We start from the raw sequence: 24,607 nt of genomic DNA, 5'->3' as shown, positions 1-24,607 counted from the left end.
GATCTAAGTTCTTGATTTTGCGTAACTATCGGCAAACGCTTGGCGCTTTGCCTGAGAAAACCGCTTCACACTTTTCCTGGAATTGCTTTAGACGCTTGACGCCTGCCGCCAAAAGGATTTCAACGGCGGAATGGCATTGCATCTCATCAAACTCTGTGTCGGCGCCGACTCGATCGAGGATCTGCGCGAATGGGTGGCGGAGCGCTCGCTGCGCGCTATTGCCGCCGGGCTCGAACCGCATTCGGTTCACACGACGCGCATGGTGCCCAAACGCATGGAGGAGCTTCTCGACGGCGGCTCGCTCTATTGGGTGATCAAGGGACAGGTGCAGGCGAGGCAGAGGTTGCTCGACATCAAAACGTTCACAGACGACGAAGGGATTTCACGCTGCCGTCTGATGCTCGGTCCCGAGGTGATCGAAACGGCGGTGCAGCCGAAGCGGCCGTTCCAGGGCTGGCGCTACTATACCCAGGACGACGTCCCAGCCGATCTTACGAGTCTGGGCGCCGGCATCGCCGAAATGCCGGCGGACCTGCGCCGCGAGCTGACCGAACTCGGCCTGCTCTAATCCTTATCGCCCGAAACATCGATTCCGGAAGACCGGATGTCAGCGCAGCCGCAGTTGCACCGGCGCACTGCCGCCCGGTGAAGTCACATGCAGATGAATGCGGGCTTCCGGCTGCGAATAGCGCCAGGCGCGGGCGCCATGGCAAAGCAGCAGATTGATGAGATCCCGGGTCTTGGCAGACTTCGCTCTCGGCCGTTGCAGACCGATTTCGGCAAGTCGCAGAGCCGCTTCGTGCAGCGGATGCAGGGATGAACGCCCTTTGGCCCCGCCGCGGCGGTCGCCTGGCATTCCCGGAACATTCTCATTGATCGCCATAGTTTTCCCCGTACGCATTACTGATCGAGTTCAAACCGATGGCCGGAAACGCAAACACCGATTCCGGCCGTTACGGATGCCGCCGGCATTGTCGCAGGCAGCACCGAATAACTCATTGTGCTGCGGCCCAGCACTTGATGCCGGCCTTCTTCAAGGCCTTGCAGGCATTGACCGCATCGCGCTGATCGTCAAAGCCACCAAAACGGGCGCGGTAGACCTGGTCGTTGCCAGCGCCGTAGGCGACGGCGAAGGGCTTTGCCGAGGCCAGCGCCTTGCCGCCCTTGCTCTTGGCGCTCTCCAGGAGGTCCATGGCCATCTGCCGGCTCGGCGAGACGCCGACCTGGACGACCCAGCCCGCAGGCGCAGCACTTGCCGGGGTGGCGTTGGTCGATGCGGTCGTGACGTGATCGACGGCGGCGTTATCCTGTGCAGCAGGTGCGGCGACCGGAGCCTGCTGCTTGAAGCTCGTGGTCCTGACCTTCGTCGGCGCCGGCATCGCCTGGGCGACCAGCGGATTGTCGGACTTCGGCGCCGATGTTTCGGTATAGGCGACTTCGGCCTCGGCCACCTGATAACGGGCATCCGGCAGCGGGCCCTTATGCGGCAGGCTGAGATCGGCGGCAGCGGCAGAAATCGGCGGCTGCGCCGCAGTGATCGTCTTTGCGACCTGTTCCGGGGCGACCTGCTGCCGAGCCTTCTGCGGCTGAACCGGAGCAGGCGTTTCGATCATTTCAGGGGCAGGGGCTGCCTGGGCCACCAGCGCCGAATTTCCGCCGCGGCTCGACGCCTTCGGCAGGTAGGCGGCGATCAGATTGCGCATCTGGGCATCGCGAGCCGACCCGGAAGTGCCGCCGAGCACGACGCTGACGATCGACTTCCCGTCGACCTGTACCGAACTCACAAGGTTGAAGCCGGCGGCGCGCGTATAACCGGTCTTGATGCCGTCGACGCCGCGCACGGAGCCGACCAGCCGGTTGTGGCTGCGGATCGTGCGAGTGCCGAACTTGAAGGCGCGGGTGGAGAAATAACCGTAATATTGCGGGAAATGCTGGCGAAGGGCGATGCCGAGGCGGGCCTGGTCGCGCGCCGTCGTCATCTGCGCCGTATTCGGCAGGCCGTTGGCGTTGCGATAGGTGGTGCGCGTCATGCCGAGCGCATGGGCCTTGGCGGTCATCATCTGGGCGAATCGGTCTTCGCTGCCGCCGAGCATCTCGCCAAGCGCGGTTGCCGCATCATTAGCCGACAAAGTGACGAGACCGAGGATGCCCTGTTCGACGGTGATGGTGCCGCCGGCACGCACGCCAAGCTTGGTCGGCGCCTGGGCGGCCGCGTGAGCGGAGAAGGGAACCGGCGTATCGAGGCGGATGCGACCCTGCTCCAAGGCCTCGAAAGTCATATAAAGGGTCATCATCTTGGTCAGAGAGGCGGGATATTGCAGCCGATCGGCATTCTCGCTGTAGAGAACGTTGCCGGTCTTGGCGTCGACGACGATGCCCGCATATTTCGGATTGGCCGCCTCCGCGTCGGCATTGACCGAATCAACCAGGACGACCGTGAGAGCCATCGAAAGGATCGCCAGGAGCTTTGCGAAAAAGCTGCCGGACCGGGACGATGATACGGAGGAGACTGACCTTGACACTATTCCACTCTTCGCTTTGCATTTCAGATATTGGGCAGGAACCGCACACCCCCCGCCGCACAGCTCGTCTTTTGAAATTACCGATTCAGCGTTACCAATCCGTTTATGATGAATCGTTTCATGCCTTCTCCGCCGGCATTTTAGGGACGTGTCACAGAACGGTTCACAAGACGCGGCTCCACAAAGAGTCTGATCGCGGCATCAATATGTTCCCAGTCGGCGAGATGGCTGCTGGAGAAGCGGTAGAGGACGCTGAGATCCTTGCCGACCTTGATGTCGCGCTGACAATCTCCACTTGCAGCCTTGTCCGGAGTTGAAGGCAATATGCAGCGCACGACGTAGTCCGGCCCGCCTTTGACCGGTGCCGTGAGCAGCACTTCTCCGCCATAACCGGCGTCGGCGCGAAGTCGATGGAGTGTCAATCCGTCCCGGAAAGGCTCGGCTCTTCCTTCGATCAGATGCGAATAGATCGGCTCCAGCCGGCCGGACATATCGCGTGACATGGTGCTCTGGGCGATCTGCAGGAAGATGAGGCCGGACGATTGGGCGACATCGTCGAATCGCAGATGGTTGTCCTTGCCGTAACCTTGCATGGAGGGCCAGGCGAGGTAGAGATCGACGCGCTCGGTGCCGCCGTCATGCCTCTGGCTCGGGAAGCGGATGGTATTTTCGGGGAATTTCACTGTGTCGCGGCCGATGGTCAGCGTGATTTCAGCCGTGCTGTCGGTATTGCCGGCAAGGGAGATGTGTCGGCCGAACGAACGGCCGGCGATGCTGATGGCGACGGTCAGGACCGCCAGGACTGATATCGCCACCATCGTGCGCAGGAGAAACCTCGTGGAAAGAAGCGGCTGCTCGTCGGGTGCGCTTTGGGCGGCTTGGCTCATGGCGGTTCTTCGCGTTTCGGTCCGCCGCAGGATGAACGTGAGCCGCCGGTGCCGATGATGAATCTCATCGACATGATCGAACCGGCACGGTTAATACTTCGCTAAGATTTCGGGGCGCAGTTGTGCCGGGATGGACCCCTTGTCCCAAAAAGGAGCGAGCCGCTCCCGGGACAGCGGGAACGGCTCTTGGGCACCGGTCGGGGACGGGATGCGGGGACTGACCGGGCCGAAACCTGTGCCGGCTTGGCCGGCGGTGGCCTACTTGACGCTACCGACCGCAACAGCGCGGCCGTCCTGAAGCTTCGACCAGCGGGCCGGATCGCTTGCGGACTGGCGCTTCAGATAGGTGTATTCGGTGTCCGACCACAGCAGCACCTTGTTGCGCATGTTGTCGAGAATGAAGTCGCCGTGATCGGTGCGGACCGTCAGCACCGCGTGGCCTTCGCCGTTCGGCTGCAGCACGACCGTAATCAGCGTGTCGGACGGCGAGAAGCCGTCCTCGATCAGCATCTTGCGCTTCAGCAGGGCATAATCCTCGCAATCGCCGACGGTGGTCGGATAGGCCCAGCGCTCTTCGACGCCGTAGATCTGTTCATCCGTCTCCGGCTGGATCGACGAATTGACGGTGTAATTGACCTTGAGGATTTCCTTCCAGCGATCCTCCGTGAGCACGGCCGGCCCGGCATCGCCGCCGGCATAGGTGCATTCCGCCGGATTGGCTTTGCAGAATTCATAGTGTCCGATCGGCGGGCTGGCATTGCCTGCCAGTGCCATGCTGGCGGGCGTTGCCTGTCCCGCGCCCGTCAGTGCCATCATAAGCGCACCGGCCAAAAGGCCGCCTTTCAGGATATTCGCAGCTGTCATTGCCGTCTCCCCTAAGTTGAGGTGACAATGACACGGACGTTTTTATCTCACGCAAAATTACGTAATAGAATTAAATGCTTAGTTGAATCAAATGCCGATAAAACTTGGCTCGAATACGAATAAAATTCGGCACGCATTTGTGTCGAAGTCGATTAAAATTGTAGTGGACGCGGCAAGGACTTCGCCGACGGAAAGCCTGCGCTGCCGTCGCGTCGTTAAGAGCTGTCGCTGAGCCGGAAAAATGCCTGCGGCGCTGCGGCGCGTGCTTGCGGTGGCGATGCCGGCGGAATCGGCCGGTTGGAACCTGCCGAAAGCAGAATATCGCTCGGATTCCGGGGGGGCGGCATTAAAATTATTTTTGAGGAAAATCGCGAAATCGATCGGTAGCGGCGACGATTGCCGCGCTCATATCGGGGTTTGCAGTGGAATGGGAAGCGCGCGGCAGGATTACGAGCTCGCTTTGCGGCCAGGCGCGGGCCAGTTCCCAGGCGGTGACGAGCGGCGCCTCGATGTCGAACCGTCCCTGCAGCAGGATGCCGGGAATGTCGGCAAGTCGCGCGGCGTTCTTCAAGAGCACGCCATCCTCCAGCCAGGCCCCGTTGACGAAGTAGTGGGTGATGATGCGGGCGCGCGTCAGCACATAAGCCGGATCGGCCCAGCGGCGCGGCAGTTCTTCCCCGGCGAGCAGGATCGAAGCTGATTCCCAATCATGCCAGTCTTGCGCCGCCTTGAGGCGCGTCTCAGGATCCGGATCGTTGAGGAGGCGGTGATAGGCGCTGGCCATGTCCTCATCCAGTCGTGACGCGCCGGATTGTATCCCTTGGCGGAAACGGTGCCATTCTTCCGGAAAGAGCGGCGCCATGCCGCGACAAAGCCAGTCGATTTCCGATCGCCGCGTGGTGGTCACGCCCGATATGATGATCGCTGTGACATGCTGCGGATGCGCTTCGGCATAGGCGAGCGCCAGCGTCGAGCCCCAGGAGTTGCCGAAAAGCAGCCATCTGTCGATGCCGAGAAAGAGCCGCAGCTTCTCTATATCGGCCACGAGATGCCAGGTCGTATTGAGGGAGAGATCGGTTTCGGGATCTGCAGCACTCGGCAGGCTCCGGCCGCAATTGCGCTGGTCGAAGAGGATGATCCGATAGGCGACTGCCGGCGCGCCGCGGTCGAACAGCCCGAGCCCGGCCCGCCGTGCAGGACGAGTGCCGGCCGCCCCCTCGGGTTGCCGCAGGCTTCCCAATAGATCAGGTTGCCGTCGCCCGTATCGAGCAGGCCGTGATCATAGGGTTCGATTTCCGGGTAGAGGGCTGGCATCGGTGCACCTGCGGTCGAGGCGGACCTTATCCATCATCTTCATAACGAAGGGAAGACGGACGACGGCCGGAAATTCCTCGACCCAAGATCCTGCCCAATTTCGCGCGGCCTGCTCCGCCCGACCTGTGTCGCAGCTTGTTCCACTCATAACTCTACATGACTTACTGGTTGGAACGACTTGCGACAGGATTTCGCACCGGCCTTCCAAAGCCGGATTTACCGCCGCTTGCAGATCGCTTGCCGTGAGGCTTGCGCTTTCAACACGACCCGACCCGGTGTGCTCCGGACCTGGCAAGCGCTTTCGGAGCAATCGGCCTCGAATTGATCCGCCGCAAGGCATCGTGATTTTTCAGGCTGTCAAAGGAATTCGCGCAGTGTCTCGCGGGACTGGATCGACAGGAATTCGATCGCCACACCTTCGACGAAGTGACGCACGACACGGCCGCGCATGTTACCGAGGCGCACCGCCGTTCCGATCGTGGGACGCATTTCGACGTCGATGGCGGCGCCTGACAGCGACAGGTCCATGATGCGGCAGGTATAGCGCGTGCCATCCTCGAGCGTGAGTTCGGTCTTCGTATCACGCGGCGTCAGACGGTCGTGGCGACGATCTTCCGGCAGGCCGAGCTCGTGCTTGTTGGCAAGCCAGGTGAGCTGGGCAGCGAGCTTCTCGCGCTTGCGCTCGGTGGCATTGATCGACATGGTGAAGCCGCGGCCGTCGAGGGTCTGGACGTAACCTTCGACGCGACCGAGATGGTCGATATAGGCGACGACGCGTTCGTTGGCGCGCGGCCGGCCGGAGCAGATGACGTACATGTCGCCGGGCGACATGTCGATCACCATGCATTCGAATTCCTCATAATTCGCAAGCATCAACCGGCCCTGCATATTGATCGGCACGCGCTGGAAAACGCCTTGTTCAGGGCGCGGCGCAGGTCGTTGCGTCTGAGCTGGCTGGAACGAGTGCATCAAAGGGCTTCTTCATAAAAACTGGAGAGATCAATCCTTACCTCCAATCCATTAACAGAAGGTTGTTTCGCCTTATTGTGACATAGCCGAAAACGAGTGCGCGCCTTGTGCTGAAACGAGACTTAACGCGCCTCGGCACTCAGCAGCTGTGACACCATGCGGCGCATGGCCTGGCCGAACCCGATGCCTTTTGCCGCGACGACCTCGTTGATCGAGCGCAGTTCGGCCGGCGTGGCGTTGCTGAATTTTTCGGGCAGCAGACGGCTGCGGTCGAGCGCCAGGAATTCCAGCGGCACGATCTCCAGCCAGCTCGCAGGCGCCTTCGGTGCGATCGCGCCGAGTAGTCGGTCGCAGGCGCCGTCCGACGAGCGCAGCGGCATCATGATGATCTCGAAGGAGGCCTGATGACCGACGGTGCTGTAGCCGGTGGTGTTGAACAGGGCCGGCATGGCATGGTCCATGACGCCCATCGCCGTGCGTTCGATATCCGCGTGCTGGCCATGCGCCCAAAGAGATGAAAAACGTTCACCGCGCAGGTCGCGCCCGAAGAAATCGCAGATGCGAGTGCCGGCGAGCCGGAAAACGATGTCTCCGCCGTCGCGCGTCTCGAGGATGAAGAGACTTTGCAGTAGATGGGGAACGGCAGAGGGTTCGACCTGTGATTTCAGCGGCGCATCGGCAGCGCCGCGGATACGGTTCCAATAGTCAAAAATTTCGATGGTCGTTTGCACACGCATTTCACACCAACCTGTCCCATTCCGGAGCATTTTCGGGCAGTCATTGCCCGTACAGCTTCTACCTTGCGGATTTCGTGCCAGATCCAGGCCGTTAAGGTTAAGAAAGGGTTTCGGTTGAGGCGCGGCGTCTATCGTGACAATGTCCAGCCATCGCTTCGACTTTCGGAGTTCAGCACGATCTGCCGATCCCGGGTCTTTCCAGGAATTCGGGTTACGCCGCCCGGCACTACGGGCGGCTTTTTTTTTGACAGGCGCTCCTGTATGGCTGAGGCCTCAACGAGGCGATAAAAATGAACGAGCAGACGGGCGAGCCAGACAAGGCGCCCGAACCTTCCGAGGCCCGGCCGCCGGCGCGGCCCCCGCGCGTACCGGTCTTCAACCTTCCGCCGGCGCTGCTCTTCAGCCTTTGTCTGCTCATCCTTATCTACGCGGTGCAGGCGCTCGTTCTCTCGGACGATGCGGTGGGCTGGCTGCTGTTTACCTTCGGTTTCGTCCCCGCTCGCTACGTGATTCCGTTGTCGCAGCAGGGGCTGGAACTGTTCTGGACGCCCGTTACCTATTCGCTGCTGCACGGCAGCACCCAGCATATCGTCTTCAACGCCTTCTGGCTGATGGCCTTCGGCGCGCCGGTCGTGCGCCGCATCGGGACGTTGCGGTTCCTGTTCTTCTGGATCTTGTCCGCCGTCGCTTCCGCCGCCCTGCACGCGATCCTCAACTGGGGAGACGTATCGCTGCTGATCGGCGCGTCGGGCGTTATTTCCGGGCTGATGGGCGCCGCCTGCCGATTCGCCTTTCCGGCCGATCGGCGACCGATGCCGGTGGCGCATCTCAACGCCCGGCTTTCCATCATCGACGCCCTGAAGAGCCGGACCGTTGTCATATTCATGCTTCTCTGGCTGGTCGGCAACGCGCTCATCGCCGTCGGCATTCCGCTCGTCGGCGACAGCGACCAGGAGATCGCCTGGGATGCGCATATCGGCGGCTTCGTCTTCGGCTTCCTTTTGTTTTCGCTGTTCGACCGGGCGCCACGGCCGCCTGCAGAACCGACGGGAGCGGCGAAGGATATGTTGCAATCCTGAGCGGGGCGGTGCACCATCGAACGATCCGCGATTGGGGGGAGAAACCGCCGCGGACGCCTGTGACAGATGTCACGGGCTCGACATAGGAGGTTCGAATGACCAGTTCAGTCAAAGCAATCCTCGACCTGAAGGGCAGGGACGTCATCACCGCCGGGCCGAACACCACCGTCGCCGAGGCGGCCGCCATTCTGAGCAAGAAGAAGATCGGCGCCATCGTGGTCGTCGGCATGGAAAACCGGATTTCCGGCATGTTCACCGAGCGCGATCTCGTGCATGCCATCGCCAAGCACGGCAAGGATAGCCTCGATCAGCCTCTCTCGCAGGTGATGACTTCAAAGGTCTACCGTTGCCACGAGGAGACGACTGTCAACGAGCTGATGGAACTGATGACCAGCCGCCGCTTTCGCCACGTTCCGGTGGAAAGCAACGGCAAGCTTGCCGGCATTATCTCGATCGGTGACGTGGTGAAGTCTCGGATCGCCGAAGTGGAGCGCGAGGCCGAGGATATCAAGGCCTATATTGCCGGCTGAGGGTTCGGCTGTTTGTTTAGACGTGCTCTCGTGCCCGTCGCGGCGTCGCTTCACGGGGAACTGGCGTAGACTTCCTGCATGCGCTTGATCTCGGGAAGCCTGGCTCTCGCTTCCTCGTAACCGCGTTCGATCGCCTCACCGGCGCGGTGAAATTCCGAGAGGCCGATATAGCTCAGGCGCGGCTGCAGCGAAATGTCGGGCGGATCGCCGGCAAGGCGGGCGCGGGCAATCCTGTCCTGGATGATGTTGAAAGCCTGCACCATCACGCCGGTCATGCCGAGGCGGGCATAGGGCGCCTCTTCCTGTTTCTGCAATTCCTGCTGCGAGAGGCTGGCATTGTGCCGGACCACGGCCGAGCGGCCGTAGAGATCGTAATTGAGATTGACGGCGACGACCAGCGGCTGCTCATAGGCACGGCAGACGGAGACGGGAACCGGGTTGACCAGCGCGCCGTCGACCAGGGTGCGATGATTGCTGCGGACCGGCTCGAAGATGCCGGGCAGGGCATAGGAGGCGCGCAGCGCCGTGATCAGCGAACCATTGGCTATCCAGACCTCGTGGCCGGTATTGACCTCGGCCGCGACCGCGACGAACGGCCGGTCCAGATCCTCGACGTTCAGGCCCTCGAGATGCTCCTGCATGCGCTTGGTCAGCCGCATGCCGCCGAACAACCCGCTGCCGCCGATCGTCAGATCGAGCAGACTGGCGATGCGGCGCATGGTCAGCGAGCGTGCGAAGCTTTCGAGTTCATCGAGTTTGCCGGCGAGATAGCAGCCGCCGACCAGCGCGCCGATCGATGTGCCGGCGATCATGCCGATCTCGATCCCGGCCTCGTCCAGAGCGCGCAAGACGCCGATATGGGCCCAGCCGCGGGCTGCGCCGCCGCCAAGAGCGAGCGCGATCTTGATTCTGTTGACAGGCGCGGGCGCAGGGATTGTCTCGAGTATCGTCGACATGCCGGAACCGGAACCTTCGCCTTCAGCGCTTTGACGGTGCAGACTCCAGTTCAGCATTGCGCTCTCCCCTCCAGCAGAACACGTATGTCACGATAGTGTGCCCGATCGGTTGCCAAATGGTATATAGAACCGGTTTCTGGCACAATAAGGGGCAAATGCCCGGGACGGTCAGTCTATTTTCCGTAGACGTCCTGCGGATCGAAATGACGCTCGTCGTCGACGATGTCCAGCATCGGTTTTCCCTGGCGCAGCGTCACCGTCCGATAGAAGCAGGAACGGCGGCCGGTGTGACAGGTGGCGTCATGGCCGGCGACCTCGACCTTCAGCCAGATGGCGTCCTGATCGCAATCGGTGCGAATTTCCTTCACCGTCTGAAGGTTGCCCGAGGTCTCGCCCTTTTTCCAGATCTTGCCACGCGACCGGCTGAAATAATGGGCTGTGCCCGTCTGGATGGTCAGCGCCAGGGCCTGGGCATTCATATGCGCCACCATCAGCAGTTCGCCATCGCCGGCGTCGGTGACGATCGCAGTGATCAGGCCGCGGTCATCGAAACGCGGCGTGAAATCGCCGGCGTCTTCCAACGCCGACTTGTCTTCGGATGGTTGATTGAAGATCAGTTGACTCATTGCGGCCCTCCTGAGGGAGCCAGTATCAGCGGCTCCGCACCATGCTCATGAAACGGGCCTGATCGGCCGGTTCGGTCTTGAACGTTCCGGTAAAGGTCGTGGTCAAGGTGGTCGAACCCTGCTTCTGAACGCCACGCATCGCCATGCACATATGTTCGGCCTCGATCAGTACGGCAACACCGCGCGGATTGAGCGTATCGTCGATGGCCCGCGCAATCTGGGCCGTCATGGTTTCCTGGGTCTGCAGGCGCCGGCCATAGATTTCCACGACTCGGGCAATCTTCGACAGCCCGAGCACGCGGCCATCAGGCATATAGGCGACGTGGGCCTTGCCGATGATCGGCACCATATGGTGTTCGCAATGCGAGTAGAACGGAATGTCCTTGACAAGGACCATGTCGTCGTAGCCTGCGACCTCTTCGAAGGTCCGGCCGAGCACGTCCTCCGGCGCCATATCGTAACCGGCGAACAGCTCGCGATAGGCCTTGGCGACACGGGCCGGGGTCTCGATGAGGCCTTCGCGTGTCGGATCGTCACCGGCCCAGCGCAGCAGAACGCGCACGGCTTCCTCGGCCTCCTGCTGGGAAGGGCGGTCCGAGTCCCGGTTCGGCTGCGGAAAGTTCTTTACGATGGCGTCCATGATCAATGGTCTCCTGGTCCGCACCGCGGACCCATCTGTCGGAATTGCCACTGGTCAGTCCCATGCGGGAATTCATGCACCTTTGGCAGGCTCCGGGGCTTTCAGGGCAAATTCAATGCCCGTCCGGCACGGTTTCCCAATCAAACTTACAAAAGGCCATTGCATTTTCATGGCCTTGGAACGACATACATATAGGAAGACGGCCATTATATGTAAGTATCCTCAGATGACACGGTGTGTTTTTTGTTTCAATAACAATAACAGCACCATTTAGGCCGATCCGCAGCGATTTTGGAGCGGAAATCCAGCATGGACGACATCTACAACAGCAAAATCCTCGAATTCGCCGGCAATATTCCGTTGACCGGGACGCTCGATGATGCCGATGCGACCGCCCAGGCGCACTCCAGGCTTTGCGGCTCCAAGGTACGGATCTGGCTGAAGATGGACGGCGATGTCGTGACAGATTTTTCCCATGACGTGAAGGCCTGCGCGCTCGGCCAGGCTTCGTCCTCGATCATGGCCCGCCATGTCGTCGGCGCGACATCTGGTGAATTGCGGCAGGCGCGGCTGGACATGCTCGCCATGTTGAAGGCGGACGGGGCAGGGCCGACGGGGCGGTTCGAAGATATGCGTTACCTCCTGCCCGTGCGGGACTATAAGGCCCGCCATGCTTCGACGATGCTGACCTTCGACGCGGTCGTCGATGCGATCGGGCAGATCGAGGCGAAACGGGCGGAAGTTGTCGAGGCGTAATCGAGATGTGCGAGTTCTGCGTCCGGCAGGCCGACGATGAGGACGATGGCGGCGCGGCCGCATCGAGCCCGCCGCACGCAAAGACTGCGCGCTACTCCCGCAATTACACCGGAGCATTCCGCAAGACTCCGGACCGCCTGCTCGGCATGGGGCTCCTCCGCCTCTATCAGCTGACGCTTTCCGGCTTTGTCGGCAATTCCTGCCGCCATATCCCGACCTGCTCGGAATATGGTTACGAGGCGATCGCCCGCCACGGATTATGGGCCGGCGGCTGGATGACGCTGTTTCGCGTCGGCCGCTGCGGTCCGGGCGGCACCAGCGGCCTCGACCAGGTGCCCGAGACACTTGGCAACGATTTTCGCTGGTGGACCCCATGGCGCTATCTCGCGCTTGGACGCAAGAGAGGGTGACCGCGGTGACGATGCCCGGCGAACATCATTGTGTTTCTGAGGTCAGGGCAGCGAGGATGCGTGAGGCGCAGTCACTGTTCGGTGACTACGATCGCGAGGAGGAGAGCGAGTTGCTATGAGCATGTTTGTCGCCCTCCTGCATAGCATCGTGCTCTCGCCCGACCGCCGGGTGATCATGGAAGACCTGCGCGCGCTTGCCAGAGAGCTCGGCTATCGCGAGCCGCGCACACTGGTTTCAACAGGCAATCTCGTTTTCGAAGCCGACGACATGCGGCCGCATGAAATCGAGGTCGCGCTGGAAGAAGGGTTCGAAGAGAAGTTCGGCAAACATGTCGACATTATCGTGCGCAGCGACTGCACCTGGATGGCGCTCTGCGGTACCAACCCCTTCAGGGACGGCAGCGGCGACCAGGTGATCGTCCGGGTGATGCGCCTGCCGGTCGACCCGCAGAAGGTGGAGGCATTGAAGCCGCTGATGACGGAAGGGCAACGCATTGCCATCGTCGGCGGCGACCTCTGGATCGATTTCGCCGGCAAACCGAGTCAATCGAAACTGCTTTCGGCGCTGACGACCAAGCGGCTCGGCGTCGGAACGATGCGCAATTGGAACACCGTTTGCGGTCTTGCGCAGATGATCATGTGAGCCGGCTGCTTCTTTACTCCCAGGTGAAATCTGAGTATCAGGCGGCAGCGCATCCAACAAAGGGAGGCGCTGTCGTTGCAACCACCCGCATTCGTTGGCGGGACTGGACAAGGAGAATTTCGATGTCCCAATCCGTTTCCCTGACATTTCCCGATGGTTCCGTGCGCAGCTTCCCGGCTGGCGCAACAGGCAAGGATGTCGCCGAATCCATTTCCAAGTCGCTCGCCAAGAGCGCCGTCGCCATTGCCCTCGATGGCGCCGTGCAGGATCTTTCCGATGCCGTCACCGACGGCAAGATCGAGATCGTCACCCGCAAGGACCCGCGCGCGCTGGAGCTCATCCGGCATGACGCCGCGCATGTGATGGCCGAAGCGGTGCAGGAGCTTTGGCCCGGCACGCAGGTGACGATCGGTCCCGTCATTGAGAACGGCTTCTATTACGATTTCGCCAAGAACGAGCCTTTCACGCCCGACGATCTGCCGAAGATCGAAAAGAAGATGAAGGAAATCATCGCCCGCAACGCGCCGTTCACAAAGCAGATTTGGTCGCGCGAAAAGGCCAAGGAAGTCTTTGCCGCCAAGGGCGAACAGTACAAGGTAGAACTCGTCGATGCGATCCCGGAAGGCCAGGATCTGAAGATCTATCATCAGGGCGACTGGTTCGATCTTTGCCGCGGTCCGCACATGGCCTCCACCGGCCAGGTCGGCACCGCCTTCAAACTGATGAAGGTTGCCGGCGCCTATTGGCGCGGCGACAGCAACAACGCCATGCTGTCTCGTATCTACGGCACGGCATGGGCTGACCAGGCCGATCTCGACAATTACCTGCATATGCTGGCCGAAGCCGAGAAGCGCGATCATCGCAAGCTCGGCCGGGAAATGGACCTCTTCCACTTCCAGGAGGAAGGCCCCGGTGTCGTCTTCTGGCACGGCAAGGGCTGGCGCATTTTCCAGACGCTCGTCGCTTATATGCGCCGTCGTCTCGCCGCCGACTATCAGGAAGTCAACGCGCCGCAGGTGCTCGACACGTCGCTCTGGGAAACCTCGGGTCACTGGGGCTGGTACCAGGAAAACATGTTCGCCGTGAAATCGGCGCATGCGATGACCCATCCCGACGACAAGGAAGCCGACAACCGCGTCTTTGCGTTGAAGCCGATGAACTGCCCCGGCCATGTGCAGATCTTCAAGCACGGCCTGAAGTCCTATCGCGAGCTGCCGATCCGGCTTGCTGAATTCGGCCTGGTGCATCGCTACGAGCCGTCGGGCGCGCTGCATGGGCTGATGCGGGTGCGCGGCTTTACGCAGGACGACGCGCATATCTTCTGCACCGACGAGCAGATGGCGGCCGAATGCCTGAAGATCAACGATCTGATCCTCTCGGTCTATGAAGATTTCGGCTTCAAGGAAATTGTCGTCAAGCTTTCCACCCGGCCGGACAAACGTGTTGGTTCCGATGCGCTCTGGGATCGCGCCGAAGCCGTGATGACCGATGTGCTGAAGACGATCGAGGCGCAGTCCGAAGGCCGCATCAAGACCGGCATCCTGCCGGGCGAGGGTGCCTTCTACGGTCCGAAGTTCGAATATACGCTGAAGGACGCGATCGGCCGCGAATGGCAGTGCGGCACGACGCAGGTGGACTTCAACCTGCCGGAACGCTTCGGCGCCTTCTACATCGACAGCAACTCCGAAAAGACGCAGCCAGTGATGATCCACCGCGCCATCTGCGGCTCGATGGAGCGTTTCCTCGGCATCCTGATCGAGAACTTCGCCGGCCATATGCCGCTCTGGGTATCGCCGCTACAGGTGGTGGTCGCAACGATCACCTCGGAGGCTGATGCCTATGGGCTTGAAGTGGCCGAGGCGCTGCGCGAGGCCGGTCTCAACGTCGAAACCGACTTCCGCAACGAGAAGATCAACTACAAGATCCGCGAGCATTCCGTCACCAAGGTTCCTGTCATCATCGTCTGCGGCAGGAAGGAAGCCGAGGAGCGCACGGTCAACATCCGCCGCCTCGGCAGTCAGGACCAGGTTTCGATGGAGCTTGGGGCCGCCGTCGAGAGCCTCACGCTCGAGGCGACGCCGCCCGACGTCCGTCGCAAGGCCGAGGCAAAGAAAGCCAAGGCGGCCTGAAAATAGGGGGAATACGACAGCGCCGACTTCGGCGCTGTCGGAAATGTCTTTCGCGAGGGGCAGCCACTCGTGCGCCTCCCGTCTCCACTTTCAAATCTTCCTGCCAATGAATGAAATCCGCGCCTAGTCTGCGGCATCGGCCGATGCGTAGATCCAAAATGATAGCGTCGTTTGCGCGTCTGATCAGACGCGCGGCGCTACAGAACGCCGGCCGGTCGGCTTGATCGCTGGTACGCCGGAGAAGCGTGCCCGGCAGAATCAATCCAGGCTGGCGCCGTCGCCGCCGCCCTGCGGCACGAGCTGTTCGTAGGATGGCAGAGGCTCCTCTGGAGCCGGCTGGACACCCGGGGGCGGCGGCGTGCCGGCCGGCGCCTGCTGCACCGTGCGGGCCGCCGGGCTCTCGGGCTGTTGCGGTTGCTGGTCCTTCATCAGAACTTCGACGTCGGTATTCCGGCCGGCAACCACTGTAAAATCGCGCTGATAGATCTTGTCCTTGTTGCGGGCGACGGCCGAGTATTCGCCTTCGGCAAGGACCATGGTCGGGAAGGCGCTGACGCTTTCGCCGACGCTGTCGCCCGCTGCCGTCAGGATCGACCAGGCGGTGTCGGCGATCGCCTCGCCGCCGGCTTCGGAGACCAGCTTGAAGGTCATCTGGGCGGCGCGGTGCTGGATCGTTGCCTCTGTGAGCTTGCCGGCCTCGACCTGGATGTCCGCGCGAATGACGGCGTTGACGCTGCCATATTCGGAAACGATGTGATAGGTACCGGCATTGAGGCGCACGACAGTGTTCGGCGAGACATCGGCCACGACGAGGCCGCGCTCACCGTCGTCGCGCATTTCCGAGGAATAGATCGAGAAACTCAACTGGTCGGGGCGGATGCGGGCATCGGTGCCGGAGACGGCATTGAGCAGCAGGCCGCCGGCATCGAGGACCATCACCTGCTTGTCGACTTCTCCGTCAGCGGGCACGGTCAGCTTCTTTGTGACGCCGGCGCGGCCGAAGGAGACATTGACGAAATAATCGCCCGGAGCGAGTTGGAAGGCAGCGGGTCCGCCCTTGGCGCTGGCGATCAGCGGCAGCTTGCCGTCGGTGCCGGCGATCGGGCTGAAGACATACCAGGAAAGCCCATCCTCGACAGGCGTACCGTCGGCCGTCAGCTTGGCTTCCATTTCGATGTCGCGCAGCTTGGCTCCTTCGGGCGCGGTGCCGGGCGCAATGAAGGCGTTGAGCTTCGGCATCTTCGATGTCGAATCGAGCTGTTTGAAGTCCTTGAAGGCATCCTGCGCACCGGCGCCGATGGGCATCAATACCATCAGAGCGATGGCGAGGCCGATGCGTGCAAGAGGCGAAATGCCAAACATCTGTTTCGTGAACCGATTGACTTCTGAAATCGCAAAGGCCACTTCAAGACCAACGCGATGGCAAATTCAAGACCCACGCTTTGCAGCAGCATAAAAATGAAAGTTTCTCCCGCATGAAATCCGATATCAAGCTGATCGATTACCTCGCCGTGCGCCGTTCCATTCCCGCTTTCCAGATGTGCGAACCCGGCCCTGAAAAGGCCGAGATCGAGGAGATCCTGCGGCTTGCTTCGCGTGTTCCCGATCACGGCAAGATCGCTCCCTGGCGCTTCATCGTTTATCGCGGAGATGAGCGTGCGCGCCTTGGCGAGGAGCTTCTCAAGCTGGCGCTCGAGACAAAGCCGGAGCTTTCCGAAGAGATGATCCAGGTCGAGCGCACCCGCTTCACCCGCGCACCGGTCGTTGTCGCCGTCGTCAGCAAGGCGGGGCCGCATATCAAGATCCCGGAATGGGAGCAGCTGATGTCGGCGGGCGCGCTTTGCTTCAATGTCATTCTCGCCGCCAATGCCAGCGGCTATGTCGCCAACTGGCTGACGGAATGGTTCGCCTATGACGAGCGCGCCTATCCGCTGCTCGGCGTCGAGCCCGGCGAAAAGGTGGCGGGTTTCATCCATATCGGCTCGACGACATTCCCGGCGATCGAGCGGCCGCGGCCGGAGCTTGCCGATACCGTGACCTGGGTCGGTGGAGAGGACTGATGTTCTACACGACGGACGGCAACCGGCACGGACTCGCGCATGATCCCTTCAAGGCGATCGTATCGCCGCGGCCGATCGGTTGGATCGGCAGCAAGGGCCGGGACGGTTCGATCAATCTTGCGCCTTATTCCTTCTTCAACGCCGTCGCCGACCGGCCGAAGCTGGTGATGTTTTCTTCCGCCGGACGCAAGGACAGCCAGCGCAATGCGGCGGAAACCGGCGCCTTCACCTGCAATTTCGTCAGCCGCGATCTCGCCGAAAAGATGAACCTCTCCTCGGCGGCGCTGCCTTACGGCAACAGCGAATTCGATTTCGCCGGGCTGACGCCGAAACAGTCCGAACTGATCGACGCCCCCTATGTCGGCGAGGCTTACGCCGTGCTCGAATGCAGGGTCACCGAAATCATCGAGCCGAAGACGTTATCGGGCGCGCCGTCTGAAAACGTTCTCGTCTTCGGCGAGGTGGTCGGCATCCATATCGACGAGGCGATCGTCAGGGACGGCCGCTTGGACATGTCGATCGCCCGACCTGTGGCCCGCATGGGCTACATGGATTACAGCGAAGGCAGCGATGTTTTCGAGATGTTTCGGCCGCAGATACCAAAGGCGGAAGCCTGAGCAAAGGCTTAAGAAATATGGTGAACCAATCTTAAACCTTTTGTCGCTACGGTCACAGCATTGAATGAAACGCGAAGGAATCGCGTTCAAGTGCTGGGGCGTCGCGTGATCGTAGAAGCTTTCCTTCGTTGGATCGAAACGGCCAAGACCGGTGATCGGGCCCGGGCCGCGAACGCACTCGGTCGAGCCTATCTGCAATCCGAGATGAGCGGCGAGGAGCGGGCGGCAGCCGAGATGGCGATGACCTTTCTTCTCGATGACCCGTCGCCGCGTGTGCGGCTGGCGCTGGCCGAGGCGATCGCCTGGTCGCCCGACGCGCCGCGCAGCCTGATCCTTTCGCTTGCCGCGGACCAGCCCGAGGTTGCCTGCCACGCCGTTACCTGTTCGCCGCTTCTCAGCGACGCCGATCTTGTCGACCTCGCCGCACGCGGCAACGGCGCCACTCGCATGCTGATCGCGGCCAGAGGCCATGTCACCCGTCCGGTCTCGGCTGCACTCGCGGAGGTCGGCGATGAAGACGAAGTGCTCTGCCTGCTTGAAAACGACGGCGCGGCCATCTCCAGCCAGTCGTTGAAACGCATCGCTGAGCGGCTTGGCGATTGCTGCGATATTCGCAACCTGCTGCTCGACCGCAGCGATCTTCCGGCCGATGCCCGTCAGTTGCTCACCCAGCATGTCAGCAATGCGCTGGTCGGCCTGCCGCTGGCGCAGGCGGCGATCGGTCTGCAGCGGCTCCAGCGCATCAGCCGCGAGGCGACCGAGGCAGCCATCGTTTCGATCGCCGGGGATATCGCGCCGCGGGAGATACCGGATCTCGTCGAGCATCTGCGCCTCAACGGCCGGCTGACGCCCTCCTTGCTCATGCATGCGCTCTGCGTCGGCAGGCTGGACTTCTTCGCCGCTGCAATCGTCGATCTGACAGAGTGCAGCGAGCGCAGGGTGCGCTCGATCCTGGCAACCGGGCGCATGCATGCCGTGCGCGCGCTCTATGAATCCGCCGGCCTGTCGAGGGATATCAGCGTGATCTTCGTCGAGGCGACGCTTCTGTGGCGCGAGGCCGTTCGAAAGGCGCCGGGCAGCGTGCTCGGCACTGTCGGCGGCCGTCTTCTCGAAAAATTCCGCGATCACAGTGGCGCACATGGCGCGGTCGGAGAACTGCTCGACATGGTGGAAAAGCTTCATGTCGCCGAGCAGCGGCAATCGGCCCGTGTCTATGCGGCGCTTGCGGCGGCTTAATCGTTCAGTCTGGTTACAACCCAGGAATAGCTGGCGGATACGAAATGCACAGGTTTGGAAAGCGTCTCCTTGACGTCTCGGCCGGATGGCAGATGTGCGCGGACCTGGCCGGCGATGTTTTCAGCAAAGCCGGCGAGGCCTGTTGGTTCTTCGGGTGCCACGGGAGCGGTGTCGGCCGCGGCCGCAGGCAAGGGCGCCGGTTTCGGCGGTTCGGCGACGGCAAGCGCTTTCGGCGCCTCGCACACGGCGATCACAGAGGGATAGCTGACATTGGCATAGGCCTTTAGCCGGCGTTCGGCTTCGGCATCGCAAGCGGCGACGGTTTCCCAGCGCTTGTCGACGGTCGCGACATAGCTGCACTGGCTGACGGAATCGTCGCAACCGAGAATGGTCATTGCGATGAGCACCGCTTGCATATTCTGCCTCCTTGGCTATTGAACCTGAGATCGCCTTAGACGGCGCAATTCCAACCGAAACAAGGCGAAGGCATTAACTCTTCGTCATCTCGGCAAAAATTTGCGCCTCCCGCAAACACTGGAAACCATCATGTCCGTCACTATCGCCCAGGAGCCGCCGCGCCAGGACGGCGTCATCCGCCTTCTCGATCTTTCCGACGCCTATGCAGCGTCGCTCTATCCGGCGGAGAGCAACCACCTGGTCGACCTCTCCTTGCTGGAGAAACCTTCGGTAAGCTTCTTCGTCGCCCGCAATGAGGGGCCGATCGTCGGATGCTGCGCGCTGGTCGAGGCCGGCGACGGCACGGCGGAGATCAAGCGCATGTTCGTTGACCCGCAGGCGAGGGGATTGAGGATCGCGAGCGGGCTGATGAATGCGCTGGAGGCGATCGCGAGGGAAAAGCGGCTGACGGCGATCCGGCTCGAGACCGGCATCTATCAGCCGGAGGCGATCGCCCTCTACCGCAAATACGGATATCGGGAGATCGAGGCTTTCGGCACCTATCTGCCGGATCCGCTCAGCCTGTTCATGGAAAAGCGGCTGGGATAGGCTTCACGAAGGCAGTTCAGCCTTCGGCGACGCGCGGGATCGGCTTGGACGGCGGCGGTGCCTGTTCGTCGATGACGATCTGCGGCACCCTCTCGCTGCTCTCGGCGTTGCGGGCCTCATGGATCCATTCGCGCCAGATGGCGACGATCAGCGCCATCAGCACCGGGCCGATGAAGAGGCCGAGAAAACCCATCGTCTTGACGCCGCCGACAAGGCCGAAAAAGGTCGGCAGGAAGGGCAGCTTGATCGGGCCGCCGACGAGCTTCGGCCGCAGCGTCTTGTCGACGATGAAAAGCTCGACCGTGCCCCAGACGAAGAGGCCGACGCCGGCGACATGCGAGCCGCTCGCCAGGAGATAAATGGAAACCAGCGTGAAGGAGAGCGGCGCCCCGCCCGGTATCAGGGCCATCACCCCCGTGAGCACGCCGAGCGTTACCGGCGACGGCACGCCGGCGATCCAATAAGCCACACCGAGCACGATGCCTTCGCCGATGGCAATCAGCGTCATGCCCATGACGGTGGAGCTGATCGTTGCCGGCACGACGCGGGAAATGCGCTCCCAGCGGTTCGGCAAGATGCGCTCGCCCAGCATGTCGATCTGCTTGGAGAAGGAGAAGCCGTCGCGATAGACGAAGAACAGCGCGATCAGCATGAAGAGCAGCGTGAGGAGAAGATGGAAAGCGCCGCCGCCGGCTGCCAGCACGGCGCGATAGATGTTGCCGATATGAGCGCCGCTGATCGCCTGGATGAGTTCGCCGAGCGCGCCGGGACTGCCGACATATTTGGTCCAGAGATCATCGAGATAGGGGCCGGCAAACGGCAAGGCGACGATCCAATTCGGTGTAGAGGCGCCGGCGCGGTTGGCGTGGATCGCCCAGGCGAGCCAGGTGCGCACTTCGCCCGTCGTATAAGTGACCGCGAGCCCGATCGGGATGACCAGGAAGGTAAGGATCATGAGGATGGCGATGGTCGCGGCGACCGTCGTATTGCCGCCGACGCGGGCAAGCAGCTTGCGATAGAGCGGCCAGCTGGCAAAGCCGATGACGAGAGCTGCCAGCACCGGCACGAGGAAACCGTAGAAGAAATAGACCCCGGCGGCGGCGACCAGCACCAGCAGCCAGCGCGCCGCCGAGATGGAGGGAATCAGCGGCGTGCGCGTCGGCGCCGACGACCCCAGCCATCGCGGCTCATGATTGGTTTTCTGACGGTCGAACACACCCACGCGCGCCTCTTCTTATTCTTGTACTCTGGTTATGGGCCATGAACCCGGCGGTTTCAAGGTCCGCGCCGTGAAAGCTGATATAAAGCATCACTGTTCGGCCGTCAGACACGGCGTCTTACTGCCGCGGGCGGCTGAGAACCTTGAACGCGTAGAATTGCGTCTTCTGAGTGGTCGAGAAATTATTGTCGGAGCCGAGGATGAGGACGTCGGTACCGTCCTTGGCCTTGCCGATCGACATCGCCTCGATGTTATTGCCGAAGCCTTCGGCGTAGCTGCGCTCGATGGCGAGCAGGCGGTGATCGTCAAGGGCGAGTATTTCCGACATGCCGTTGTCGTTGCCACCGTCGGCCTTGATGGCGGCCTGCGGAATCGGCGAGACGGGATAGACATACTCAGCCTTCGGCTCGCCGGTTGCGCCGTCATAGCGGATGATGCGCGACAGGCTGCCCGTCATCAGCGACGGCTTCGGGCCATCTTGATAGAGGGCGGCTTCGACGCCGACGAAAACGTCGCCCGAGGGCGCGACCGCGAGATCTTCGAAAGCGAGGTTGTCGCGGATGCCGGTCGACTTGTCGACGGTCGGAGCAAAGCCCTCCGGCAGTTTGAACTCGCGCACGAACGAACCGTCCGGCGCTGTGACGCGGATGAAGGGTGGCAGCAGCACCTTGGCATCGCCTTCGCTGCCCCAGTAGAAGCCGTCCTTGCCGAGGCGGATCGATTCCGGGTCAACGGTCTTGGCGGCGAAGGGCTCACCGTTCTTGTCTTTCAGCGTCACATGCTTGACGACGGAAACGCCCTTGAGGCCCGACGCATCGACATCGATGTCGAGTTCATAGAAGCGGGCGGGCGCCTTGTCCGAACGGTCGTCGCTGATGGCGATAAAGTGGCCGGTAGCGGCATCGAAATCGAGGCCTGAGATGCCGCCGAACTCGACGCCGTTTTCCATTTGACCTGTGGGGATGACGAATTCACCGAGATAGGAGAGCGAAATGCCGGTGGCGCAATCGCCGAAGGGGCAGGCGCTTGTGAAAGTGGCGCCGATATCGGTGGCGCTGACGGGGACGGTGCTGGACAGGAGAACGAAAGCGGCAGTCGCGGCAAAACGCTTGGTCATGGCAAAATCCGGCAAGGGTTGAAAACGGCTCGAACCGGCGCAGGCGCTTCTCCCCGGGGAGGTCGCGCGCCGTCCGCTTCATGCGCCGGTTATTTGACGGAGTTGTTACGGTTCTTCGTCAGTTCCGTGAAATCGCAGATGCTAAAATGCGGCGCGCCGGGCGTATCTGTCAGATCGTTCGGCGCGCCTGAGAGGTGTTTAAATATCAAGGTTTTCGGCGAAGGCTGCACGCTCCTGGATGAAGCGGAAGCGGGCTTCGGGCTTGGTGCCCATCAGATCGTCGACCGCGCTGCGGGTGCCTTCGAAATCCACCTCGTCGATCAGCACCCGGAGCAGGGTGCGCTTGGCCGGATCCATGGTGGTTTCCTTGAGCTGGGCCGGCATCATCTCGCCAAGACCTTTGAAGCGGCTGATCTCCACCTTGGCCTTGCCCCTGAATTCCGTCTGCATCAGCTCGGCGCGATGATTGTCGTCGCGGGCATAGGCGGATTTCGCTCCTTGAGTAATCTTGTAGAGCGGCGGCACGGCGAGGAAGAGATGGCCGCCACGCACCAGTTCTGGCATTTCCTGATAGAAGAAGGTGATGAGCAGCGAGGCGATATGGGCGCCGTCGACATCGGCATCGGTCATGACGATGATGCGCTCATAGCGCAGATCTTCCTGCCGGTATTTCGAGCGCGTGCCGCAGCCGAGCGCCTGGATCAGATCGGCGAGCTGCTGGTTGGCGCCGAACTTCTCGCGGCCGGCGCTGGCGACGTTCAAGATCTTACCGCGCAGCGGAAGGATCGCCTGGTTGGCGCGGTTGCGCGCCTGCTTGGCTGAGCCACCTGCCGAATCGCCCTCGACGATGAAGAGTTCGGCGCCTTCGGCGGTGTTCTGCGAGCAGTCGGCAAGCTTGCCCGGCAGGCGCAGCTTGCGCACCGCCGTCTTGCGGTTGACTTCCTTTTCCTTGCGGCGGCGCAGCCGCTCCTCGGCGCGCTCGATCACCCAGTCGAGCAGTTTGGCCGCTTCGTTCGGGTTGTCAGCAAGATAGTGGTCGAAGGGGTCGCGCAGCGCGTTCTCGACGATGCGCTGGGCCTCGACCGTCGCAAGCTTGTCCTTGGTCTGGCCGACGAATTCCGGCTCGCGGATGAAGACCGACAACATGCCGACGGCCGAGATCATCACGTCGTCGGTGGTGATCTGGGCAGCGCGCTTGTTCTGGGTCAGCTCGGCATAGGCCTTCAGGCCCTTGGTCAGCGCGATGCGCAGGCCGGCCTCATGTGTGCCGCCTTCAGGCGTCGGGATGGTGTTGCAATAGGAATGCACCTGCGGGTCGCCGCCATACCAGGTGATCGCCCATTCCATCGAACCGTGACCGCTGGCCTTCTCCGTCTTGCCGGCGAAGATCTCGCGGGTGACGGTGAATTCCTTGCCCATCGTCGCCTGGAGATAGTCCTTGAGGCCGCCGGGGAAATGGAAGGTGGCCTTGTCCGGCACCTCCGACCCTTCGGGCAGTACGCCCGGCTCGCAGCTCCAGCGGATCTCGACGCCGCCGAAGAGGTAGGCCTTCGAGCGCGCCATGCGAAAGACGCGGGCGGCCTCGAACTTCATGTGGTCCCCAAATATCTGGGGGTCGGGATGGAAGCGCACCCGGGTGCCACGGCGATTGTGGACGTCGCCCAGTTCTTCGAGCCCACCTTGCGGCAGGCCGCGGGAAAAGCGCTGGCGGTAAAGCTTGCGGTTTCGCGCCACCTCGACCTCGAGGAAGTCGGAGAGCGCGTTGACCACCGACACGCCGACGCCGTGCAGGCCGCCCGATGTCTCGTAGGCCTTGCCGTCGAATTTACCGCCGGCATGCAGCTTGGTCATGATGACTTCGAGTGTCGACTTGCCCGGCACCTGCGGATGGTTCTCGACCGGAATGCCGCGGCCGTTGTCGGTGACGGTGAGATAGCCCTGCAGATCGAGATGCACCTCGATGAAATTGGCGTGTCCGGCAACCGCTTCGTCCATCGCGTTGTCGATGACCTCGGCGAAGAGGTGATGCAGCGCCTTTTCGTCGGTGCCGCCGATATACATGCCCGGGCGCATGCGCACCGGCTCGAGGCCTTCCAGGACCCGGATCGACGAGGCGCCATAGTCATCCGCGTTCGAGGCGACAGGCGCCGGGCGCGCCGGCGCCGAGGGCACGGCCGTCAAGGGAGCGGCCGCCGGCGGACGTTCGCTCGGCGCGGCAGGCTTCTGCGCCTCGTCGCGTTTTTCGGAGAGGGGCAGTCCGGAAAAAAGGTCGTTGCTGTCGTCCATGGAGC

At 62.0% G+C, this 24,607-nt stretch carries 25 protein-coding genes and 1 pseudogene; 11 read left to right on the top strand and 15 right to left on the bottom strand.

Annotated elements, in window-relative coordinates; translation table 11 throughout:
* Positions 1–130: 130 nt before the first annotated feature.
* Positions 131–568 carry a DUF1489 family protein gene (locus Tal182_RS12005; RefSeq protein ID WP_064802753.1) on the top strand — a complete coding sequence of 146 codons (438 nt, stop codon included), beginning with the start codon at positions 131–133 and terminating at the stop codon, positions 566–568.
* A gap of 39 nt (positions 569–607) precedes the next feature.
* Here Tal182_RS12005 and Tal182_RS12000 read toward each other — a convergent pair whose 3' ends face one another.
* From Tal182_RS12000 to Tal182_RS11970, 7 genes and pseudogenes are all read right to left on the bottom strand, one after another.
* Positions 608–883, bottom strand: coding sequence for a hypothetical protein (locus Tal182_RS12000; RefSeq protein ID WP_064802751.1), 276 nt, complete (start codon positions 881–883; stop codon positions 608–610).
* Positions 884–995: 112 nt separating this feature from the next.
* A complete protein-coding gene (locus Tal182_RS11995) occupies positions 996–2,522 on the bottom strand; it encodes a D-alanyl-D-alanine carboxypeptidase (protein WP_085859560.1) in 1,527 nt (508 codons plus the stop codon).
* 140 nt (positions 2,523–2,662) lie between these two features.
* Positions 2,663–3,409 carry a hypothetical protein gene (locus tag Tal182_RS11990; protein ID WP_085859559.1) on the bottom strand — a complete coding sequence of 249 codons (747 nt, stop codon included), beginning with the start codon at positions 3,407–3,409 and terminating at the stop codon, positions 2,663–2,665.
* Positions 3,410–3,667: 258 nt separating this feature from the next.
* The gene (locus Tal182_RS11985) at positions 3,668–4,273 is read right to left on the bottom strand and encodes a transglutaminase-like cysteine peptidase (protein ID WP_064802741.1); all 606 of its coding nucleotides are present in this window, start codon (positions 4,271–4,273) and stop codon (positions 3,668–3,670) included.
* 352 nt (positions 4,274–4,625) lie between these two features.
* Positions 4,626–5,587, bottom strand: a pseudogene (gene pip, locus Tal182_RS11980) (prolyl aminopeptidase).
* A 357-nt stretch (positions 5,588–5,944) separates the two neighbouring features.
* Complete coding sequence (locus Tal182_RS11975; protein ID WP_064802738.1) at positions 5,945–6,556, bottom strand: PilZ domain-containing protein; 612 nt, start codon at positions 6,554–6,556, stop codon at positions 5,945–5,947.
* Between the two features lie 122 nt (positions 6,557–6,678).
* A complete protein-coding gene (locus Tal182_RS11970; RefSeq protein WP_170965920.1) occupies positions 6,679–7,323 on the bottom strand; it encodes a PAS domain-containing protein in 645 nt (214 codons plus the stop codon).
* Between the two features lie 260 nt (positions 7,324–7,583).
* Here Tal182_RS11970 and Tal182_RS11965 point away from each other — a divergent pair, with 260 nt between their 5' ends.
* On the top strand, positions 7,584–8,372 hold the full coding sequence (locus Tal182_RS11965; protein WP_064802735.1) for a rhomboid family intramembrane serine protease: 789 nt from the start codon (positions 7,584–7,586) through the stop codon (positions 8,370–8,372).
* A gap of 95 nt (positions 8,373–8,467) precedes the next feature.
* Positions 8,468–8,902, top strand: a complete 435-nt coding sequence (locus Tal182_RS11960; RefSeq protein ID WP_064802733.1) for a CBS domain-containing protein — start codon at positions 8,468–8,470, stop codon at positions 8,900–8,902.
* Between the two features lie 50 nt (positions 8,903–8,952).
* Here Tal182_RS11960 and Tal182_RS11955 read toward each other — a convergent pair whose 3' ends face one another.
* The 3 genes from Tal182_RS11955 to folE form a co-directional block, all read right to left on the bottom strand.
* Positions 8,953–9,915, bottom strand: coding sequence for a patatin-like phospholipase family protein (locus tag Tal182_RS11955; protein ID WP_085859558.1), 963 nt, complete (start codon positions 9,913–9,915; stop codon positions 8,953–8,955).
* Positions 9,916–10,031: 116 nt separating this feature from the next.
* On the bottom strand, positions 10,032–10,484 hold the full coding sequence (gene hisI / locus Tal182_RS11950; protein ID WP_064802731.1) for a phosphoribosyl-AMP cyclohydrolase: 453 nt from the start codon (positions 10,482–10,484) through the stop codon (positions 10,032–10,034).
* Between the two features lie 25 nt (positions 10,485–10,509).
* Complete coding sequence (gene folE, locus Tal182_RS11945; protein WP_064802729.1) at positions 10,510–11,124, bottom strand: GTP cyclohydrolase I FolE; 615 nt, start codon at positions 11,122–11,124, stop codon at positions 10,510–10,512.
* 309 nt (positions 11,125–11,433) lie between these two features.
* Here folE and Tal182_RS11940 point away from each other — a divergent pair, with 309 nt between their 5' ends.
* From Tal182_RS11940 to thrS, 4 genes are all read left to right on the top strand, one after another.
* On the top strand, positions 11,434–11,880 hold the full coding sequence (locus tag Tal182_RS11940; RefSeq protein ID WP_064802727.1) for an iron-sulfur cluster assembly scaffold protein: 447 nt from the start codon (positions 11,434–11,436) through the stop codon (positions 11,878–11,880).
* Positions 11,881–11,885: 5 nt separating this feature from the next.
* Positions 11,886–12,290, top strand: coding sequence for a membrane protein insertion efficiency factor YidD (gene yidD, locus Tal182_RS11935; protein WP_085859557.1), 405 nt, complete (start codon positions 11,886–11,888; stop codon positions 12,288–12,290).
* Between the two features lie 115 nt (positions 12,291–12,405).
* Complete coding sequence (locus tag Tal182_RS11930) at positions 12,406–12,933, top strand: DUF1697 domain-containing protein (RefSeq protein WP_085859556.1); 528 nt, start codon at positions 12,406–12,408, stop codon at positions 12,931–12,933.
* Between the two features lie 122 nt (positions 12,934–13,055).
* Complete coding sequence (thrS, locus tag Tal182_RS11925) at positions 13,056–15,062, top strand: threonine--tRNA ligase (protein ID WP_085859555.1); 2,007 nt, start codon at positions 13,056–13,058, stop codon at positions 15,060–15,062.
* Between the two features lie 258 nt (positions 15,063–15,320).
* Here the strand turns inward: thrS and Tal182_RS11920 are convergent, their stop codons facing one another.
* The gene (locus Tal182_RS11920; protein WP_085860919.1) at positions 15,321–16,424 is read right to left on the bottom strand and encodes a hypothetical protein; all 1,104 of its coding nucleotides are present in this window, start codon (positions 16,422–16,424) and stop codon (positions 15,321–15,323) included.
* Positions 16,425–16,537: 113 nt separating this feature from the next.
* Between Tal182_RS11920 and Tal182_RS11915 the strand changes: the two genes are divergently transcribed.
* The 3 genes from Tal182_RS11915 (at position 16,538) to Tal182_RS11905 (ending at position 18,975) form a co-directional block, all read left to right on the top strand.
* Positions 16,538–17,122: a nitroreductase gene (locus Tal182_RS11915; RefSeq protein WP_085859554.1), complete on the top strand. Its 585-nt coding sequence runs from the start codon at positions 16,538–16,540 to the stop codon at positions 17,120–17,122.
* Positions 17,122–17,739, top strand: a complete 618-nt coding sequence (locus Tal182_RS11910) for a flavin reductase family protein (protein WP_064802717.1) — start codon at positions 17,122–17,124, stop codon at positions 17,737–17,739. Before Tal182_RS11915 ends, Tal182_RS11910 begins: the two co-directional genes overlap by 1 nt.
* A 90-nt stretch (positions 17,740–17,829) precedes the next feature.
* Entirely contained in the window at positions 17,830–18,975 is a 1,146-nt protein-coding gene (locus Tal182_RS11905) for a DUF2336 domain-containing protein (protein ID WP_085859553.1), read from the top strand.
* Here Tal182_RS11905 and Tal182_RS11900 read toward each other — a convergent pair.
* On the bottom strand, positions 18,972–19,391 hold the full coding sequence (locus tag Tal182_RS11900) for a hypothetical protein (RefSeq protein ID WP_085859552.1): 420 nt from the start codon (positions 19,389–19,391) through the stop codon (positions 18,972–18,974). The two genes, Tal182_RS11905 and Tal182_RS11900, sit on opposite strands and share 4 nt — an antisense overlap.
* Before the next feature lie 130 nt (positions 19,392–19,521).
* Between Tal182_RS11900 and Tal182_RS11895 the strand changes: the two genes are divergently transcribed.
* Positions 19,522–19,980, top strand: a complete 459-nt coding sequence (locus Tal182_RS11895; RefSeq protein WP_064802711.1) for a GNAT family N-acetyltransferase — start codon at positions 19,522–19,524, stop codon at positions 19,978–19,980.
* 16 nt (positions 19,981–19,996) lie between these two features.
* On the opposite strand, the gene Tal182_RS11890 is transcribed toward Tal182_RS11895, so the two are convergent.
* The 3 genes from Tal182_RS11890 to parE form a co-directional block, all read right to left on the bottom strand.
* Entirely contained in the window at positions 19,997–21,202 is a 1,206-nt protein-coding gene (locus Tal182_RS11890; protein ID WP_064802709.1) for an AI-2E family transporter, read from the bottom strand.
* A gap of 115 nt (positions 21,203–21,317) precedes the next feature.
* Positions 21,318–22,316: an esterase-like activity of phytase family protein gene (locus Tal182_RS11885; RefSeq protein WP_085860918.1), complete on the bottom strand. Its 999-nt coding sequence runs from the start codon at positions 22,314–22,316 to the stop codon at positions 21,318–21,320.
* A gap of 198 nt (positions 22,317–22,514) precedes the next feature.
* A complete protein-coding gene (gene parE / locus Tal182_RS11880; protein ID WP_085859551.1) occupies positions 22,515–24,602 on the bottom strand; it encodes a DNA topoisomerase IV subunit B in 2,088 nt (695 codons plus the stop codon).
* Between the last annotated feature and the right edge of the window lie 5 nt (positions 24,603–24,607).

Origin of the sequence: Rhizobium sp. TAL182, from assembly GCF_002117725.1 — a bacterium.
GTDB classification, from domain to species: Bacteria; Pseudomonadota; Alphaproteobacteria; order Rhizobiales; family Rhizobiaceae; genus Rhizobium; species Rhizobium esperanzae.
The sequence above is the reverse complement of the archived record's forward strand: the minus strand, read 5'-3'. Positions and strand labels throughout refer to the sequence as shown.

Coding starts and splice junctions, on each gene's coding strand:
- Tal182_RS12005 (WP_064802753.1), top strand. CDS start 131: ATGGCATTGCATCTCATCAAACTCTGTGTCGGCGCCGACTCGATCGAG.
- Tal182_RS12000 (WP_064802751.1), bottom strand. CDS start 883: ATGGCGATCAATGAGAATGTTCCGGGAATGCCAGGCGACCGCCGCGGC.
- Tal182_RS11990 (WP_085859559.1), bottom strand. CDS start 3,409: ATGAGCCAAGCCGCCCAAAGCGCACCCGACGAGCAGCCGCTTCTTTCC.
- Tal182_RS11985 (WP_064802741.1), bottom strand. CDS start 4,273: ATGACAGCTGCGAATATCCTGAAAGGCGGCCTTTTGGCCGGTGCGCTT.
- Tal182_RS11975 (WP_064802738.1), bottom strand. CDS start 6,556: ATGCACTCGTTCCAGCCAGCTCAGACGCAACGACCTGCGCCGCGCCCT.
- Tal182_RS11970 (WP_170965920.1), bottom strand. CDS start 7,323: ATGCTCCGGAATGGGACAGGTTGGTGTGAAATGCGTGTGCAAACGACC.
- Tal182_RS11965 (WP_064802735.1), top strand. CDS start 7,584: ATGAACGAGCAGACGGGCGAGCCAGACAAGGCGCCCGAACCTTCCGAG.
- Tal182_RS11960 (WP_064802733.1), top strand. CDS start 8,468: ATGACCAGTTCAGTCAAAGCAATCCTCGACCTGAAGGGCAGGGACGTC.
- Tal182_RS11955 (WP_085859558.1), bottom strand. CDS start 9,915: ATGCTGAACTGGAGTCTGCACCGTCAAAGCGCTGAAGGCGAAGGTTCC.
- hisI (WP_064802731.1), bottom strand. CDS start 10,484: ATGAGTCAACTGATCTTCAATCAACCATCCGAAGACAAGTCGGCGTTG.
- folE (WP_064802729.1), bottom strand. CDS start 11,124: ATGGACGCCATCGTAAAGAACTTTCCGCAGCCGAACCGGGACTCGGAC.
- Tal182_RS11940 (WP_064802727.1), top strand. CDS start 11,434: ATGGACGACATCTACAACAGCAAAATCCTCGAATTCGCCGGCAATATT.
- yidD (WP_085859557.1), top strand. CDS start 11,886: ATGTGCGAGTTCTGCGTCCGGCAGGCCGACGATGAGGACGATGGCGGC.
- Tal182_RS11930 (WP_085859556.1), top strand. CDS start 12,406: ATGAGCATGTTTGTCGCCCTCCTGCATAGCATCGTGCTCTCGCCCGAC.
- thrS (WP_085859555.1), top strand. CDS start 13,056: ATGTCCCAATCCGTTTCCCTGACATTTCCCGATGGTTCCGTGCGCAGC.
- Tal182_RS11920 (WP_085860919.1), bottom strand. CDS start 16,424: ATGTTTGGCATTTCGCCTCTTGCACGCATCGGCCTCGCCATCGCTCTG.
- Tal182_RS11915 (WP_085859554.1), top strand. CDS start 16,538: ATGAAATCCGATATCAAGCTGATCGATTACCTCGCCGTGCGCCGTTCC.
- Tal182_RS11910 (WP_064802717.1), top strand. CDS start 17,122: ATGTTCTACACGACGGACGGCAACCGGCACGGACTCGCGCATGATCCC.
- Tal182_RS11900 (WP_085859552.1), bottom strand. CDS start 19,391: ATGCAAGCGGTGCTCATCGCAATGACCATTCTCGGTTGCGACGATTCC.
- Tal182_RS11895 (WP_064802711.1), top strand. CDS start 19,522: ATGTCCGTCACTATCGCCCAGGAGCCGCCGCGCCAGGACGGCGTCATC.
- Tal182_RS11885 (WP_085860918.1), bottom strand. CDS start 22,316: ATGACCAAGCGTTTTGCCGCGACTGCCGCTTTCGTTCTCCTGTCCAGC.
- parE (WP_085859551.1), bottom strand. CDS start 24,602: ATGGACGACAGCAACGACCTTTTTTCCGGACTGCCCCTCTCCGAAAAA.